Source organism: Paeniglutamicibacter psychrophenolicus (assembly GCF_030812255.1).
Taxonomy (GTDB): domain Bacteria; phylum Actinomycetota; class Actinomycetes; order Actinomycetales; family Micrococcaceae; genus Paeniglutamicibacter; species Paeniglutamicibacter psychrophenolicus_A.
Genome location: NZ_JAUSSH010000022.1, coordinates 40,744 through 55,862 on the forward strand (window position 1 = coordinate 40,744; position 15,119 = coordinate 55,862).

At 67.1% G+C, this 15,119-nt stretch carries 15 protein-coding genes; 11 read left to right on the forward strand and 4 right to left on the reverse strand.

The window, feature by feature from the left end:
* Window positions 1-17 precede the first annotated feature (17 nt).
* On the reverse strand, window positions 18-764 hold the full coding sequence (locus J2T21_RS20065; protein WP_307583904.1) for a hypothetical protein: 747 nt from the start codon (window positions 762-764) through the stop codon (window positions 18-20).
* 250 nt (window positions 765-1,014) lie between these two features.
* Between J2T21_RS20065 and J2T21_RS20070 the strand changes: the two genes are divergently transcribed.
* From J2T21_RS20070 to J2T21_RS20085, 4 genes are all read left to right on the forward strand, one after another.
* Window positions 1,015-1,293 (forward strand): hypothetical protein, encoded by a 279-nt coding sequence (locus J2T21_RS20070; protein WP_307583905.1) that lies wholly within the window; start codon window positions 1,015-1,017, stop codon window positions 1,291-1,293.
* Window positions 1,294-1,947: 654 nt separating this feature from the next.
* Window positions 1,948-2,979, forward strand: a complete 1,032-nt coding sequence (locus J2T21_RS20075) for an iron-containing redox enzyme family protein (protein ID WP_307583906.1) — start codon at window positions 1,948-1,950, stop codon at window positions 2,977-2,979.
* On the forward strand, window positions 2,976-3,422 hold the full coding sequence (locus J2T21_RS20080; RefSeq protein WP_307583907.1) for a CDGSH iron-sulfur domain-containing protein: 447 nt from the start codon (window positions 2,976-2,978) through the stop codon (window positions 3,420-3,422). The genes J2T21_RS20075 and J2T21_RS20080 overlap by 4 nt, the downstream gene beginning before the upstream one ends.
* A gap of 195 nt (window positions 3,423-3,617) precedes the next feature.
* A complete protein-coding gene (locus J2T21_RS20085; RefSeq protein ID WP_307583908.1) occupies window positions 3,618-4,700 on the forward strand; it encodes a carboxylate-amine ligase in 1,083 nt (360 codons plus the stop codon).
* A 739-nt stretch (window positions 4,701-5,439) separates the two neighbouring features.
* Here the strand turns inward: J2T21_RS20085 and J2T21_RS20090 are convergent.
* Both J2T21_RS20090 and J2T21_RS20095 read right to left on the reverse strand, forming a co-directional pair.
* A complete protein-coding gene (locus J2T21_RS20090) occupies window positions 5,440-5,811 on the reverse strand; it encodes a DUF1003 domain-containing protein (RefSeq protein WP_307583909.1) in 372 nt (123 codons plus the stop codon).
* Window positions 5,812-5,963: 152 nt separating this feature from the next.
* Window positions 5,964-7,382, reverse strand: coding sequence for a glucose-6-phosphate dehydrogenase (locus J2T21_RS20095; protein ID WP_307583911.1), 1,419 nt, complete (start codon window positions 7,380-7,382; stop codon window positions 5,964-5,966).
* 115 nt (window positions 7,383-7,497) lie between these two features.
* On the opposite strand from J2T21_RS20095, the gene ffh reads away from it, so the two are divergent.
* The 7 genes from ffh to J2T21_RS20130 all read left to right on the forward strand — a co-directional run bounded on the left by ffh (window position 7,498) and on the right by J2T21_RS20130 (window position 14,645).
* Window positions 7,498-9,054, forward strand: a complete 1,557-nt coding sequence (gene ffh / locus J2T21_RS20100; RefSeq protein WP_307583912.1) for a signal recognition particle protein — start codon at window positions 7,498-7,500, stop codon at window positions 9,052-9,054.
* Window positions 9,044-10,261 (forward strand): hypothetical protein, encoded by a 1,218-nt coding sequence (locus tag J2T21_RS20105; RefSeq protein WP_307583913.1) that lies wholly within the window; start codon window positions 9,044-9,046, stop codon window positions 10,259-10,261. The genes ffh and J2T21_RS20105 overlap by 11 nt, the downstream gene beginning before the upstream one ends.
* A gap of 242 nt (window positions 10,262-10,503) precedes the next feature.
* Window positions 10,504-10,818: a hypothetical protein gene (locus J2T21_RS20110; protein WP_307583914.1), complete on the forward strand. Its 315-nt coding sequence runs from the start codon at window positions 10,504-10,506 to the stop codon at window positions 10,816-10,818.
* Between the two features lie 361 nt (window positions 10,819-11,179).
* Complete coding sequence (locus J2T21_RS20115) at window positions 11,180-12,097, forward strand: DUF883 family protein (protein ID WP_307583915.1); 918 nt, start codon at window positions 11,180-11,182, stop codon at window positions 12,095-12,097.
* Window positions 12,094-12,549 carry a phage holin family protein gene (locus tag J2T21_RS20120; protein WP_307583916.1) on the forward strand — a complete coding sequence of 152 codons (456 nt, stop codon included), beginning with the start codon at window positions 12,094-12,096 and terminating at the stop codon, window positions 12,547-12,549. Before J2T21_RS20115 ends, J2T21_RS20120 begins: the two co-directional genes overlap by 4 nt.
* Window positions 12,546-13,163, forward strand: a complete 618-nt coding sequence (locus tag J2T21_RS20125; RefSeq protein ID WP_307583917.1) for a DUF3618 domain-containing protein — start codon at window positions 12,546-12,548, stop codon at window positions 13,161-13,163. Before J2T21_RS20120 ends, J2T21_RS20125 begins: the two co-directional genes overlap by 4 nt.
* A 309-nt stretch (window positions 13,164-13,472) precedes the next feature.
* Window positions 13,473-14,645, forward strand: coding sequence for a zinc-dependent alcohol dehydrogenase (locus J2T21_RS20130; RefSeq protein WP_307583919.1), 1,173 nt, complete (start codon window positions 13,473-13,475; stop codon window positions 14,643-14,645).
* A 98-nt stretch (window positions 14,646-14,743) separates the two neighbouring features.
* Here J2T21_RS20130 and J2T21_RS20135 read toward each other — a convergent pair whose 3' ends face one another.
* Entirely contained in the window at window positions 14,744-14,953 is a 210-nt protein-coding gene (locus J2T21_RS20135) for a hypothetical protein (protein ID WP_307583920.1), read from the reverse strand.
* Window positions 14,954-15,119: the final 166 nt, after the last annotated feature.

Sequence of the window (15,119 nt, forward strand, 5' to 3'; positions counted from 1 at the left end):
GGTGCGTGGGCTTGGTCTTATCCCGCGCGCCGGTAGCGGCGCACCACGGTGCCGGCTGCGAGGACCATGGCCAGGGCGGCCGCGGCGCTCGTGCCGGCGACCACGCTTTCGAGCCAGGGGGTCGTGTCGTGCGAGACGTAGCCGGCGATCATGGCAGCGACCGTGAAATTGGCGATCGCGGCCCCGAACATGTTTGAACCCAGCAGGAACACGCACGCCACCGATGCCGCCTTCGACATGCCCGCCCACAGCCACGCCAGGGCGATCATGCCGCCGAGCCCGCCCCAGACCATCAGCGGGAGCAACACCCGGGAGTGCTGCAGGTCGGAGGGAGCGGCGTTGGTCCCCGAGATCAGGGCATGGGCGCCCAGGACCGCGAAAGCGGCGGCAACCAGGAGTGCGAGCACCGGCTCGGCGATGATGCCGATCTTGTTGGGTGCCACCCGGGGCACGGCCAGCACGCCCAGGGCCATGGCCAGGACACCGACGGCCTGCAGCAGCGTGCCCGCCCCGAAGAGCTGGGCCGCTGTCCCGATCGGTTCCCAGGGATCGGCGGGGAAGCTGTAGTCCAATTGGTGGTCTTCGACCGAGAGCTCATAGCCGGGCCGTTGTCCCCGCAGCCCAACCCAGCGCTGGATCGAGGCCAGGTGCTGCAGCACCGCCGAGGCCAGGAACAGCACGGCGGCCGCAAGGAACCCGAAGACCGAGGCCCTGGGGAGGCGAACGGCCAGTTCGGACTGGCCTGTTTTGCTGGTGGCCGACATGGCACCACAGTAGCTGTGCCGTGCGGCAAGTCAATGGTGGTGCTGGCGGTTCACCGGCCCGGGGTGCCCGGGGTCGTTCCGGGCTTGCCAAGGCGCTGCAGCTCGGTGCGCAGCTCCTCGATCATGGCCGATTCCTGGGCCTAAGCGGAGAGCGCAGTTCAACGACCGCCGGCTCGTGGTTCATGGCAGCATCTCCCGCTAATGCGTCGGCAATCCCCGGCGGGACCTGCCCGAACACTTCGGTTCGAGGATGAGCTTGTGGAAGGGCCACCGCCGGTACGCCGCCGACTGCATCTGGAACATCGTCTCCTGGAACACCGTGGTGGCGGCCATGCTGGGCCAGGCCGAGAGTCGCGGCCTGATCGACTGGGGCGTGTCGGTGGACTCCGCGATCAACCGTGCCGACCAGCACTGCACAACCTCCCGCGCCGCGCAGGGGAGCGTGTCGATGGACAAGAATATGCCCGGCGAGCCACCTGGCCGCGCCATCGGCACGTCCCGCAGCGGCCTGGGGATCAAGATCCACTGACTGGTCGACGGGAAGCAGCGCCGGTTGGTGATGCCGATCTGACCCGGGCAGCCCGATGATTTCCCGATGTTCGAAAACCTCCTGGACGCCCTGAGGGCCAAGGCCGCCTTGCCTGGCCGCTCAGGACCCGTCCGAAGACGACCCTGGCCGACAAGGCCTAATCCTCGAAGGACAACCGGGAATACCTCCGGGACCGCGGCGTCCAATGAGTGATCCCCGAAAAGGCGACCGGGCAGGACTCAAGCATCGCAATGAAAGTCGAGCGCAGCTTCAACGCCCTGCGGCAGTGGCACGGCATGGCCACCCGGTGTGCCTGGTCCGCTCTGGCCTATCGCTGAGCTGTCTACCTCCACGCCGTGCCTATCCGGAGAGCCGCCCCCCAAAAAAACACCATGGGGGGACTCACCCTGGTGCGTCTCGAAGTCGTGCCCCACGACATGGATGGTCCGTCTCCCGGCCGGAACCGGCCTTGCCCACCGGCGGTGCTGCAGGCCGCCTGTCGACGGATGCCAAAATCCTTGTCGGCCAGGAATCGGTGAATTACGGTTGGTGGGGGACGAAACCCTGCAGACGGCAACGAGGACCATGGCAGCCCAACTCAAGCGCAGCTGCCTGGCCGGATTTCCAACTGCACCAATTCACGAACGGAGCATCATGCGAGTACTTCCCACGGAACGTGGACCGCTCAGTTCCGCCCTGTTGGCGACACTCATCCGCACGGACCTGCCCCCGGACCTGGGCCACCTCGAGGAAACGCTTCAGGAGGCCTTCGGAGCCGATGCCGACATCCTGTTCAACGAGGACCTCCAGCTGACCCTGTTTGTCCTGTACGAACTGCACTACTCGGGCTTCGATGCCATCCGCGAGGACTGGGAATGGCATCCGCCGCTGCTCGCCCTGCGCAGGCGGATCGAAGAACGCTTCGAGCAACACCTGAAGGACGCCGTGGGAGGCCTTCCCCACCCGGCCCCGAACGTGCAGGCGGTTGCCGACGCGCTATTCGAGATGACCCGGGCGGCGACGGGCCCCTCGGTGTCCTCGTTTGTGGCACGCCATGCAACCCTGGAACAGGCGCGCGAATTCCTCGTCCACAAATCCATCTACCAGCTCAAGGAGGCCGATCCGCACACCTGGGCGATTCCCCGGCTGAGCGGACGGGCAAAGTCGGCGCTGGTGGAGATCCAGGCCGACGAATACGGCGGCGGGGTCCCCGGCCGAACGCATGCAGAGCTGTTTGCCAGGACCATGGAGGGCTTGGGACTCGAGCACGACTTCGGGAGCTACATCGAGGCCATCCCGGCCATCACCCTGGCTTCGGTCAACGCCATCTCCCTCTTCGGGCTCCACCGGCGCCACCGCGGAGCGACCTGCGGCCACCTCGCGATCTACGAGATGACATCGTCGTTGCCCAACGCCAAGTACGCCCGCGGATTCCGGCGCCTAGGATTCGACTCGCCCGTCACCGACTATTTCGATGAACACGTGGAGGCGGATGCCGTCCATGAGCAGATCGCCGGTAGGGACCTTGCCGGCGGACTCATCGAAGCTGACCCCCGGATGATGCAGGACGTGTTCTTCGGTGCGGCGGCCGTCATCCTGCTCGACACGTTGGCCGGGACCTGGCAGATGAACGCGTGGCAGTCGGGAACCAGCTCCCTGCGCGCCCAACTCCAGGGCGCATCGTGAGCGGTTCCGGGCCGACCAGCATCACCGTGTGTCCGCGCGGCCCGCTGATCGTGCGGGGCAGCTTCGACATCCTCGACGGCGACAACCAGCCGGTCGATCCGCGGCGCGGGACCGTGGCATTGTGCCGATGCGGCGGGTCGAGGATCAAGCCGTTTTGCGACGGCACGCACAAGCTGCTTCGCTTCGACGAGCCCCAGCAGCAGAACGCCGGCCGGGACGGCGGCGTTCGACTGAATCCTTCACAACACAACAACAAGGAGCACGACACCATGAATGAAAACCAGGAACCCACCAACGACGTTTCGGATGAAGCCAAGGACCGGGACACCAGGAAGGACCACGTCTCGGACCCGGCATTGTCCACCGACACGGGCCATGACTGGACCGACGAAGGCGGAGCCACCGAATCCGGACCGGCTCTCGACGCCGACGGCAGCAAGTAGGACTTCGGCACCAAGGCCGTTGATCCGTGGTCCCGGGCGTCGCACGTCGCCCGGGACCACTCAAGCCCGGCATCCCCCGAGGGGATGCCGGCGGGCCTTCCCTGCCACCACGACCCGAGCGATCGTCCGTCCGGCCGTTGGCCGGCCACGCCACAAGCACCTTGCCTCGTCCACACATCGTCCGGGAGGACCCCCATGAGCACGTTCGGCATCGAAGAAGAGTTCTTCCTGCTCAACCCGGACACCGGGATGCCCGGCGTTCCGGATCCCGTGGCCTCCGCCGCACTGATGGACATCCGGGCTGGGGGGAATTCCACCCAGTCCGAGCTGTTGGCCTGCCAAGTGGAGACCGCCACGCCGATCTGCAGTGACGGACCGGCGGCGCTTGCCTCGTTGCGCGAGTACCGCAAGGAACTGGCCCGCACCACCCAGGAGCTGGGCCTGCTGCCCGTCGGACTCGGAGCGGCACCGGTGGTCCCCACCGGTCCGGCGGTCATCGCCGACCAGGAACGCTACCGCAGGCTGCACGAGTACCTGCCCGGAATCAGCTCGGAGCAATACGTCTCGGGTCTGCATGTCCACGTCTCGGTGCCCGATGCGGATGCCGGTGTCACGGCCCTGAACGCCCTGCGGCCCTGGCTGCCGCTGCTGCTGGCGATCGGATCGAACTCCCCGTGGTGGCACGGTGCCGACACCGGCTTCGCTTCCTGGCGCAGCATCCATTACCGGCGGTGGTCGGTGCAGGGCATCCAGCCGCATTTTGCCGACGGGCACGAGTACCGGACCCGGTTGGACACCCTGTTGGCTTCCGAGGTGGTCGTGGACCAGGGCCACATCGGCTGGGCCGCGCGCCTGTCCAGCCGGTATCCGACCGTTGAGGTCAGGATCGCGGACGCGCAGCTGCGCGCCGAGGACTCGGTGTTGCTGGCACTGCTGGTGCGCTCGCTGGTCGACACGAGCCTGCGTGCCCCCGCCATGGCCGCTCCGCTGTTGCCCGAGGTCCTGGACCTCGCCTTCTGGCAGGCAGCCAAGCACGGCATGGTCGGCAACCAGGTGGACCCCGGCAGCGGGCGGACGCTGGGGACCGGCCTGTTGCTCGAGGCGTTGCTGCAGTTCATTGGCGAGGCGTTGTCCCTGAACGGCGACACGGCTTTTGTCCACGCGGGCCTGGAACGCCTGGCACGGCACGGCAACGGTGCCCAGCGCCAGCGCAACAGCTTCCAGCGTGGAGGCCTGGTCCAGGTGGTCGGCGATGCCGGTGAGGAGCTGACGGCCTGAGCCAACGGCCGGTGAGCAGGGGCCGGCCGGTGCCCGGGCACAGCCCGGCGAACCCAAGCGCGGAGGTGCCTTTTTTACCGGAAGGCGGCACGATCCGCTGCAGGTTGCCCAGGCGTCGTGTCCCCGAGGCAAACGGGCCATCATGCACTTTGTCCGGGTCCCGGGCCCCGCCTGTTTTTTGCCACCGGAGATCGTCGCCCACCCGCCGGCATCAACGGGAATCGGGTCCAAGGTCAGGCCAAGCCGCAGGCAGGGGCGAAAACAAACGCGACTGGAGTACTGCCGGTCCTGCTGATCCCGTCCGGCCCGGGGTGGAAGGACCGACCGGTGTATCCCCGGTGCGCCGTCCTCGTCGATGCGAGGGGAACCGATCTCCCCGATGATGAGCGATTCCTCGGGCAGGGCGGGGAGAACAGCCCAGGGCCACCGGATCGTGGTCGAGGGCGGCATCCACCGCTACCGTGTCGGCATCGCCTGCCGGGACCTGCCCGAACACCTCGGTTCGTGGGGGACCGTGCAACCGCGGCCGCCGCGTGCCCACCGGCGGTGCCGGGGAGGACACGCCGGTATCTTGCCGGGCCACGGCAACGCGTAATTCCTGCTCAACCAAGAGGTGTCGTGGACTCCATGAACAGCGGTGCCCACCATCACCTGACCAACCTCCCGCCGCCCACGGGTAACCACCATCGCGAGACCTCCTGGCTGTGCCGCGCGGCAAATCAACGGTGGTGGTGGAGGCTCACCGGCCTGGGCTGCCCGGGATCGTTCCGGGGCTGCCCAGGCGCTGCAGCTCGGTGCGCAGCTCCTCGATCATGGCCAGCTGCGCCCGGTTCATCTCCATCAGCAAGTCCAGGTCCCGCTTCGAGCCCATGTCCGTGTCCAGGTCGTGCTGGGCCATGGCCGCGGCGATCGCGTCCTGGCGCTTGGCCGCGATCAGCAAGATGGCGCCCTGGAGCCCCGCCAGCATGCTCAAAAACAGGTTCAGCAGGATGTACGGGTACGGATCCCAGACCTGGCCGGGGCGGATGAAGCTGTTGGCCGCCACCCAGAGCAGCATGAACAACACGAAGCTGCCCACGAACGGCCAGCTGCCCATGGAGTTGCGCAGCACGTCGGCCGAGCGCTGGCCCAGGGTCAGGGAGTCCCGGTGCTGCTGATGCCACGTTTTCTGGTGTGTACCCTTGGCATCAGCGTAATGCCCGGTCGGGCACCTCGGTTCGGCATTCCTTGCATGGCCTGCCCAGGCTCAGCGGGCGCCTACGGCTACAGCGTGCAGTTGGTGGCCCAGCCCGCCGGTCCGTTGCCCCCGGCCGGGTACTCGTCCAGGTCCACCATGTCATCGGCCCACGCGGTGAGGATCGGGTCCACGATCCGCCAGCATTCCTCCGCGGTGTCCCCGCGCACCGAGAGGGTCGGGTCCCCGGAGAGCACCCCGAGCAGCACTTCGCCGTAGGGGAGCAGGTCCGGGGAGTTCAGTTCCGCCGCCAGGGTCACGTGGTCAAGCGTGTACAGGTCGCCGGGGCCGTTGACGTCCAAATCCAGCGAGAGGGTGTCGGGGCCGAACCCGATACGCAGCTTGGTGGGCTTGTCGGTGCCCTTGAATCCGGTGGGCAGGTGGGAGACCGGGCGGAAGGTGATGATCGCTTCCTTCCGCGCGGTGCCCAGCGCCTTGCCGGCGCGCAGGATGAACGGCACCGACGCCCAGCGCGAGTTGTTGATGTGCAGCGTGACCTCGGCCAGCGTCTCGGTCTTCAGGGCCGGCTCCACGCCCTTCTCCGCCGCGTAGTCCGGCACCGGGCGTCCCTTCGAGGTGCCGGCGGTGTACCGGGCCCGCCGGGTGAACTTCCCCGGGTCACCGGCCAGGGCCGTGGCACGCAGCACCGAGCCCAGGTGGTCGCGCACGTCGCGCTCCTTCAGGGTGGCCGGCGCGTTCATGGTCAGCAGGCCCAGGATCTGGAGCAGGTGCGACTGGATCATGTCGCGCAGCGCCCCGGCCCCGTCGTAGTACCCGGCCCGGTCCTCCAGGGCCAGTTCCTCGTCGTAGAAGATCTCGATCTTCTCCACGTGTTCGGAGGTGAACAGCGGCTCGAGCAGCCGGTTGGCGAAGCGCAGGCCCAGGATGTTGAACACCGTGCCCTTGCCCAGGAAATGGTCGACCCGGTGGATGTTCTCCTCCGGCACCAGCCGGATCAGCGTGCGGTTCAGCCCCTGGGCGGACTGCTGGTTGGAACCGAAGGGCTTTTCCATGACCAAAAGCGTGGTTTCGGGCAGTTGCCCGGGTTCCAGGACCTCGCAGGCCCTCTGGCTCACCGCCGGGGGCAGGGCGAAGTACAGGGCCACCGGGCCATCGAGGGTCTTCACCATGTTGGCCAGTTCGTTCGGCTTGGTGACATCGAGTTCGGTGAATGAGGTGTGCTTGGCGATCTTCGCCAGTTCCGCCCGGCCCGCCTCGGTGGCGTGCTCCATGGCGGCCTCGCAGGTCTCGGTGACGCGCTGGGCCCATTTTTCCTGGCTGTAGCCCGGGCCCCCGGCCCCGGCCAGGTGCAGCCCGGTGGCGCGACCCGATCCGATCAGCCGGGCCAGGCCCGGAAGCAGCAGCCTTCCGGTCAGGTCCCCGGAGGCTCCGAGGATCAACAATGTGCGTACGTGGGTGCCGCCGGGATGGCCAGTTTCAATGCTCACTCCTCTACATTGCCACGTGTTGCCCAAAACGCTCAGTCTTTCTTGGTAATCTTGGATGTTGAGTCCAGCGGGTTAGACCGCGCCTGAATCCCACAACGAAAGAAGTGCACGGCACGTGTTCAATTCACTCTCCGACCGCCTGACATCCACCTTCAAGAACCTGCGCGGCAAGGGCAGGCTGTCCGAGGCCGATATCGACGGCACCGTACGCGAGATCCGCCGTGCCCTGCTGGACGCCGACGTCGCCGTTCCGGTGGTCCGTGCCTTCGTGGCGCAGGTCAAGGAACGCGCCCTGGGCGAAGAGGTCTCCGCCTCGCTGAACCCGGGCCAGCAGATCGTCAAGATCGTCAACGAGGAACTCGTGGGTATCCTCGGCGGGGAGACCCGCCGGCTGAACCTGGCCAAGAACCCGCCGACCGTGATCATGCTCGCGGGCCTGCAGGGCGCCGGCAAGACCACGCTGGCCGGCAAGCTGGCCAAGCACCTCAAGGCCCAGGGCCACACCCCGCTGCTGGTCGCCTGCGACCTCCAGCGCCCCAACGCCGTCAAGCAGCTCCAGGTCAACGGCGAACGTGCCGGGGTGCCGGTGTACGCACCGCACCCGGGCGTCTCCTCCGAGTTCGAGTCCGCCACCGGCGACCCGGTCGCGGTGGCCCGCGACGGCGTCGCCGAGGCCCGCACGAAGCTCCACGACGTGGTCATCGTCGACACCGCCGGACGCCTGGGCATCGACGCCGAGATGATGGCCCAGGCAGCCGACATCCGCGCCGCCGTCAACCCGGACGAGGTCCTGTTCGTCATCGACGCGATGATCGGCCAGGACGCGGTCAACACCGCCCAGGCGTTCAACGACGGCGTGGGCGTCACCGGCGTGGTGCTCACCAAGCTCGACGGCGACGCCCGCGGCGGCGCGGCCCTCTCGGTCGCCTCGGTGACCGGCAAGCCGGTCATGTACGCCTCCACCGGCGAGAACCTGGACGACTTCGAGATCTTCCACCCGGACCGCATGGCCTCGCGGATCCTGGACATGGGCGACATCCTCACCCTGATCGAGCAGGCCGAGCAGAACTGGGACAAGGGCGAAGCCGAGCGGATGGCGAAGAAGTTCGCCGACCGCGAGGACTTCACCCTCGATGACTTCCTGGCGCAGATGGCCCAGATCCGCAAGATGGGATCGATGAAGAAGATCCTGGGCATGATGCCCGGGTCGCAGATCTCCCGCCAGCAGCTCGAGCAGTTCGACGAGTCGCAGATGGACCGCATCGAGGCCATCGTCCGCTCGATGACCCCGCACGAGCGCGTGGCCCCGAAGATCATCAACGGCTCGCGCCGCGCCCGCATCGCCAAGGGCTCGGGCGTGCACGTCTCCGAGGTCAACTCGATGCTTGAGCGCTTCGGCGAGGCGCAGAAGATGATGAAGAAGCTGGCCTCCGGCGGAGCGATCCCGGGCATGCCCGGCGGGCGCGGCGGCGCCAAGAAGGGTGCCAAGGGCGGAAAGAAGAAGCCGGCGAAGTTCGGCAACCCGGCCAAGGCCGCCCAGCTTGCCGCGGCCGAGGCCAACAAGGCCAAGGCCAAGGCGCCGGCCGGTGCCGCGTTCGGCGCCGGGCCCAAGGACTTCGACCCGTCGGAACTGAACCTGCCCAAGGGGTTTGAGAAGTTCCTTGGCAAGTAGCCCCCACCCCGGGCCGGGAGGCGGGAGCCCGCCGTGGCTGATCGCCTCCATGGCCCTGATCTTCGACGAGCCCACCGGGAGTGATGCACACCGGCGGATCTCCGAGACGCTGCGCGCCAGGCAGTGCATTGCGCTGCTGGCCGAGCCGGTCTCCTGGGGTGAGCTCTGCGTGATCGAGATGGTCCTGGCGGTGAACCCCGAGGGGTTCATCGTCATGGCCGATGCGGAGGGCAACACCAGCTTCGGGCAGCAGATCGAGGGATTTGCCATCGCCCTGAAACGGGGGACCGGGGCCCGCTGGGCCGACTTCGACGGGGTGGATGCCGAAAGCGGCGAGCCCATCGACGACGCGGCGCTCGAGTATCCCACCGGCGGGCGCTCGGTGCTGCTGGGCACCTTCAAGGGCTCGGAGGTCGCGCTCTTTGCCGGGGCAACCAAGACCGCCTGGCACCACTTCTCCACCGCCCACGGCGACGTGGCGGTGCACGAGGGCTACATGCCCGAGATCATGCTCTCCCGCGCCACCTTCCCGGCCATCATGCTTTCCCGCCTGGGCCCGCGCTTTTCCATGGTTTTCTGGTTCGAGGGACAAAATCGCAAGCTCCACGGCTACCCGGGCTTCGGCCACGGCTGGTCGGTTGCCGCCGCACCGGTGCTGGACACCGCGCCGGGAACCGATGCCGCCGAGGTCGCCGACTTCCTGTCCCGCGAATGGCTGGCCCCGGACCTGGAGTCCATCGCCGAGCTGACCGAATACGGCATCGGCGAGGACGTGATCGCCCAACTCAACGAGGCCTTGGGCGGTAGCGGGTCGCTGGACAAGCTGCGCACCGTGCTGAAAATCTTTGGCCGCGATGAATCCCTGGCCGACTACGTCGAGGAAGACACCCTGCCCGAAACCGCCGTGCTGGTGGAGCCCAAGTCCCTGGGCGGCACGATTGCCAGCGGCATGGGCGCCGACGCGCGCGAGGCCACCGGCATCCGCAAGTTCTTCAACGTGCTCTCGTGGCGCCCCCGCACCCAGGTGATCTGGGGCGTCGTCGAGGCACTGGTTGCCCTGGCGCTGGTGATGCTCACCGACTGGCAGCAGCCGTGGCTGCCGTTCTGGGCGGTGGCGCTCATTGCCGCGTTCTGGGGCATCGATGCGTTGACGAACCTGGTCATCGGCGGCTGGCGGCTGGCCAAGGCACGCCGCTCCGCACGCTAGCTTCGCCATCCCTGCGGGGACGGCGGGATTCTTCCCCCGCATCGGGCCCCCGGGCCCGCCACCCGACCCGTCCGACGCTGCCGCCAAATGCCTCTCGGGCGGCCGCAAGTGCATCTTGCCAGGTCTTAGACGGCTCTTGGTCGGCGGCTTTTCAACGATGTCCCGTGCCCGGGCGCCGGAGGTTTTCGTGGATCGCCTTGCCGTGCCGCTGCCCGGCCAACCGGGGGGTGGCGCCCGGCCCGGTGGCGGAAAGCGAAACGGAGGACCGGACGGGCGACGGCGAGCCGCTGCCTCCCGTTCCCGCGTTGGATCGCCCGGCTACCGTCCTCCGGGACGCGTGGCAACGGCGCGTGGCGATCATCCCGTTTTGTTTTGCCTTCCGTTCCGTTATCGTCCGGCACCCCGGATACCGTTGCCTGGTTCCTGCCCGGTGGCAACAACACCTGCTGTCCGCGCCCGGCCCGGGGCTCGCGGCGGAAGAAATCGCCGCCGCAGAGCACATCCGGTTCACCGGCAGCCCGGCGCGGAAGCCGTCTGCGGCGCTGCAACCCGTCTGAGGCCGGCAAGCCGGCGGCGGCAGCGGCCACTACGGCGCCCGTTGCGGTTTTTTTGCGCGGGCGGATGTCAAAAAGGTTGTGCCCGCACGCTTCTCTTGGTTTGCTACTTAAACAACACCGATTCCCAAGAAGACCGGGAACCGGAGGGACATTTTGGATCGGTCAACCCGCGCCCGACCCGGGATGGCGGGCGCGGCACGCCTCATCCGCCAAACCATTCGATATCGACACAAGTTCATTGATCCGCGCCGGCACACCGGACGCGGCCCGACACACAGGACAATCCCGCCAAGCATGCCGCGGGTCCCGAATTCCGACGAATACAGCCCAGATATGGGCATGGATCAACTGGAGGCAAACAATGAGTGAGAACGATTTCAACGCGGAATACCCGACCGGGGAAAACGTCGGCCGGGACGGGCGCGTACCGCCGCCGAAGCTTTCACCGGGTGTGCCACCCATTGCCGGTACACCCATGTCCTCCGACCCGATCGAGCCGCTGGACCCCATCGAGCCGCTTGAACCGATCGACCCACCGATCCTGGGTGGGCCCGGAGCCGTCGGTGGCGATCCCTCGCTGACCGGGCACGGAGCCTTCGCTTCAGACACCGATGCGGTTTCCGGCTCGGGCAAGGGACAGCAAGCCAAGGATGAGGCACTCGGGTTGGCCCAGGACGGCAAGGAATCGGCACGCCAGGTGGGCAACACCGCCAAGCGCGAGGCCGAGGCCGTCGTGGAGGATGTCAAGGCGCAGACCTCGAACCTCCTCGATGAGCTTGGCTCCGACGTCCGGGCACAGGCAGCAACGCAGCAGGAGAAAATCTCCCGGAACCTGCGCGAGATCAGCGAGGAGCTGCGGGGGATGCTGGCGAACTCCGATGCTTCGGGCACCGCATCCTCTCTGGTGGACCAGGCAGCACGGCACAGCGGCAACGCCGCCGAATGGCTGGGCAACCGCGAACCGGGCGATTTGCTCGACGAGGTCAAGGACTTTGCCCGACGGCGTCCCGGGGCCTTCCTGGGAATCGCGCTGGGGGCGGGACTGCTTGTTGGCCGTATCACGCGCAACGCGGGAAGCGGACCGGATGCGGCCACGAAGAACGTCAAGACCACACCCGACCTCCCGGAAGGGGGCGTGCCGCGCACGGCAAGCCAGCTTCCCCCGACCGTGAACCAGACCATTGGCTCCGGCGGGGCCGGAGGCACCGGCACCGATCCGGGAGTTGACTACTACCCGTCGGCGTTGCGGGACAACGAACAGGGATACACCGGGCCATGAGCGAATATCCATCGACAACGGGTGCACACAGCGCCGGAAACCCGCCGACAGCCGAGCAGGCCGACGCCACGTCGGGCTCCTCGCTTGGAGAGCTGTTTAGCGACCTGAGCCAGAACGTCTCGGAACTGGTTCGCCAAGAGGCCGAACTGGCCAAGGCCGAGATCCGGGAAACCGCACGCTCAGCAGGGAAAGGGGCAGGGCTCTACGGGGGTGCCGGCATCGCCGGGCACTTCTTCTTGCTGTTCCTGTCGCTGGCCGCCGTGTTCGGGCTCGCCAACTGGGTCGGCTACGGCTGGGGCGCGGTGATCGTGGCGGTGGTGTGGGCGATCATCGCCGCCGTCATGGCCGTTGTGGCCAAGAAGCAGTTCAAGTCGGCCAAGGGCATGCCGCAGACCGCGGAAACCATCAAGGAAATTCCGCCAACATTCAATCCTAGGGAGGAAACCCCATGAGCAGGGAACCGCAAGAGATTCGCGAGGACATTGAACGAACCCGTGGAAACCTCAGCTACGACGTAGATGCCATTGCCGACAAGGTCAGCCCCTCAAGCATTGCCCACCGGCAGAGCGAGAAGATCAAGGGCACGGTCCGCAGGGCCAAGGACGCGGTCATGGGAGGCATGGAATCAGTCGGGGAAGACGCCAGCGACAAGATGCATGACGCCCCCCGGACCGTCGCCTCGCAGACCCGCGGAAACCCGCTGGCGGCGGGCCTGATTGCCTTCGGCGCCGGCCTGCTCGCCTCCTCATTGATCCCGGGGAGCGACAAGGAACGCGAAATGGTCGACACGCTCAAGGACAAGGCCGAACCGCTCACCCATGAAGTGGCCGACGCGGCGAAGTCCATTGCGCAAGACATGAAGGAACCGGCGGCCGATGCGGTAGAGGCCATCAAGTCCTCGGCCCAGGATTCCGTCCAGACGGTGAAGTCCGAGGCAAGCGACGAGGCCAGCCACCTGCAGGACCAGGCCGGCGATGCCGCGTCGAACATGAAGGACGATTCCGGCGGTCCGACCGGGCCCGGTGTCCTACCGGGCGATCCGGCGCACCCCGCCGACGGCCTGTAGAAGCGGCAGGGACGGTGCGAGGGGCCAGGATATTTCCTGGCCCCTCCGTACTTTGCGCCCGGGCCCGGGCCCCCGCGCGGGCGTCCCCCCGGAAAACACCTTCACCATGCCCGCGACGGTGAAACCAAGGGCCGTGACGCCCTTGGAATCCTTGGATGTGCCGTTCACCAGGTGGCTTCCCGTTGCGCCGGCTGCCGCTTCGGCAGCGGCGGGACACGGGATTGAAGGCGAAGCCACCACGTATTGCCGTGCCCGTTGCGGCCGCGATGCGGCCCCACCCACCCACCCACCACGCCACCGGAGGAAACCATGAAGGCATTGACTTGGCAGGGAAAACGCAAAATTGAATTTACCGAGGTACCCGATCCGCGCATCGAGGATCCGGGGGACATCATCATCAAGGTGAGTTCCACTGCGATTTGCGGATCCGACCTGCACCTCTACGAAATGATGGGCCCGTTCATGCATGCCGGCGACATCGTCGGGCACGAACCCATGGGCATCGTGGAGGAAACCGGCTCCGGGGTCGTGCGGGTCAAGGTCGGGGACCGGGTGGTCATCCCCTTCAATATCTCCTGCGGCCACTGCTGGATGTGTGAGCGCGGACTGCAGTCCCAGTGTGAAACCACCCAGGTGCGCTCCCAGCACAAGGGCGCGGCATTCTTCGGCTACTCGGAACTCTATGGCCAGGTTCCCGGGGGACAGGCCGAGTACCTCAGGGTCCCGCACGGCGATTACGGGGCCATCGTGGTCGGCAGCGAATTGCCCGACCACCGCTACCTCTTCCTTTCCGACATCCTGCCCACCGCGTGGCAGGGCGTGGCCTACGCCGATGTGCCGGAAGGCGGAACGCTGGCGGTATTCGGACTCGGGCCCGTTGGCCAGCTGGCGGCGCGCATCGGTGCACACCTGGGCCACCGGGTGATCGGGGTGGATCCGCTGCCCGAACGGCGCGCCATGGCCGGACGCCACGGCATTGAAACCATGGACTTCGACAAGCACATCGCGGACAGATTGCGCGAGAGAACACGCCGCGGTCCCGACGCCGTGCTGGACGCGGTGGGGATGGAGGCCCACGGTTCGCCCGGGGCGCAGCTGTTGCAGCAGGCCACCGGCCTGCTGCCGGACAAGGTAGCGCAACTGGCGATGAAAAATGTCTCGGTGGACCGCACCGCGGTGCTGCACACGGCGGTGCGCACGGTGCGCCGCGGCGGCACGATTTCACTCAGCGGGGTGTATGCGGGGGCGGCGACACCCATGCCGATGCTCGAGATGTTCGACAAGCAGATCCAGCTACGCCAGGGCCAATGCAATGTGCGCCACTGGACCGATCAACTGATGCCGCTGGCAGAGGACCCGGCCGACCCCTTGGGCCTGGACGACCTGGTGACCCATACCGTGCCGCTGTCCCGGGGTCCCGAGCTCTACGAGACATTCCAAAAAAAGCAGGACGGATGCATCAAGGTGGTCCTGCAGCCATAGGACGAACCACTGCGGGCGGAGGCAGGGGAAGGAAGCAGGCCGCCTTGGCTGGCCTCGTCAACGACTCCCGGGGCCGCGAGCGTGGATGGGTGGACTCCTCAGGCCGCGAGGACCGGCCGTTCCCCGGCCAGCTCGCGGTCGTCGCGGAGCAGCGAAGGCTGGCTGGCCTCATTCACTTTTGTCTCGGGGATCCCGTGATCCAGCGCGGTCCGGACGATGGCTTCCAACGCCTCGATCCGCTTCTGGAGCAGGACGCGCGCGGAGGCCACGTCCGCGGCTGCAGCTTGGATCAAATCCAGTTCGTGCACGTCAAAGGCTTTTCGTTGTCGTTGACATGTTCTAACAATGAATTCTAATGGACCCTCATTTTGCATTCAAGGAAAAGGGGTATCCATTTAGATGCCCAAACTGTACTCACCGGTCTACTTTGGTGTCGGTGGCTCGCCACGGGCGATCTACCGGCCCAAGGTCCAA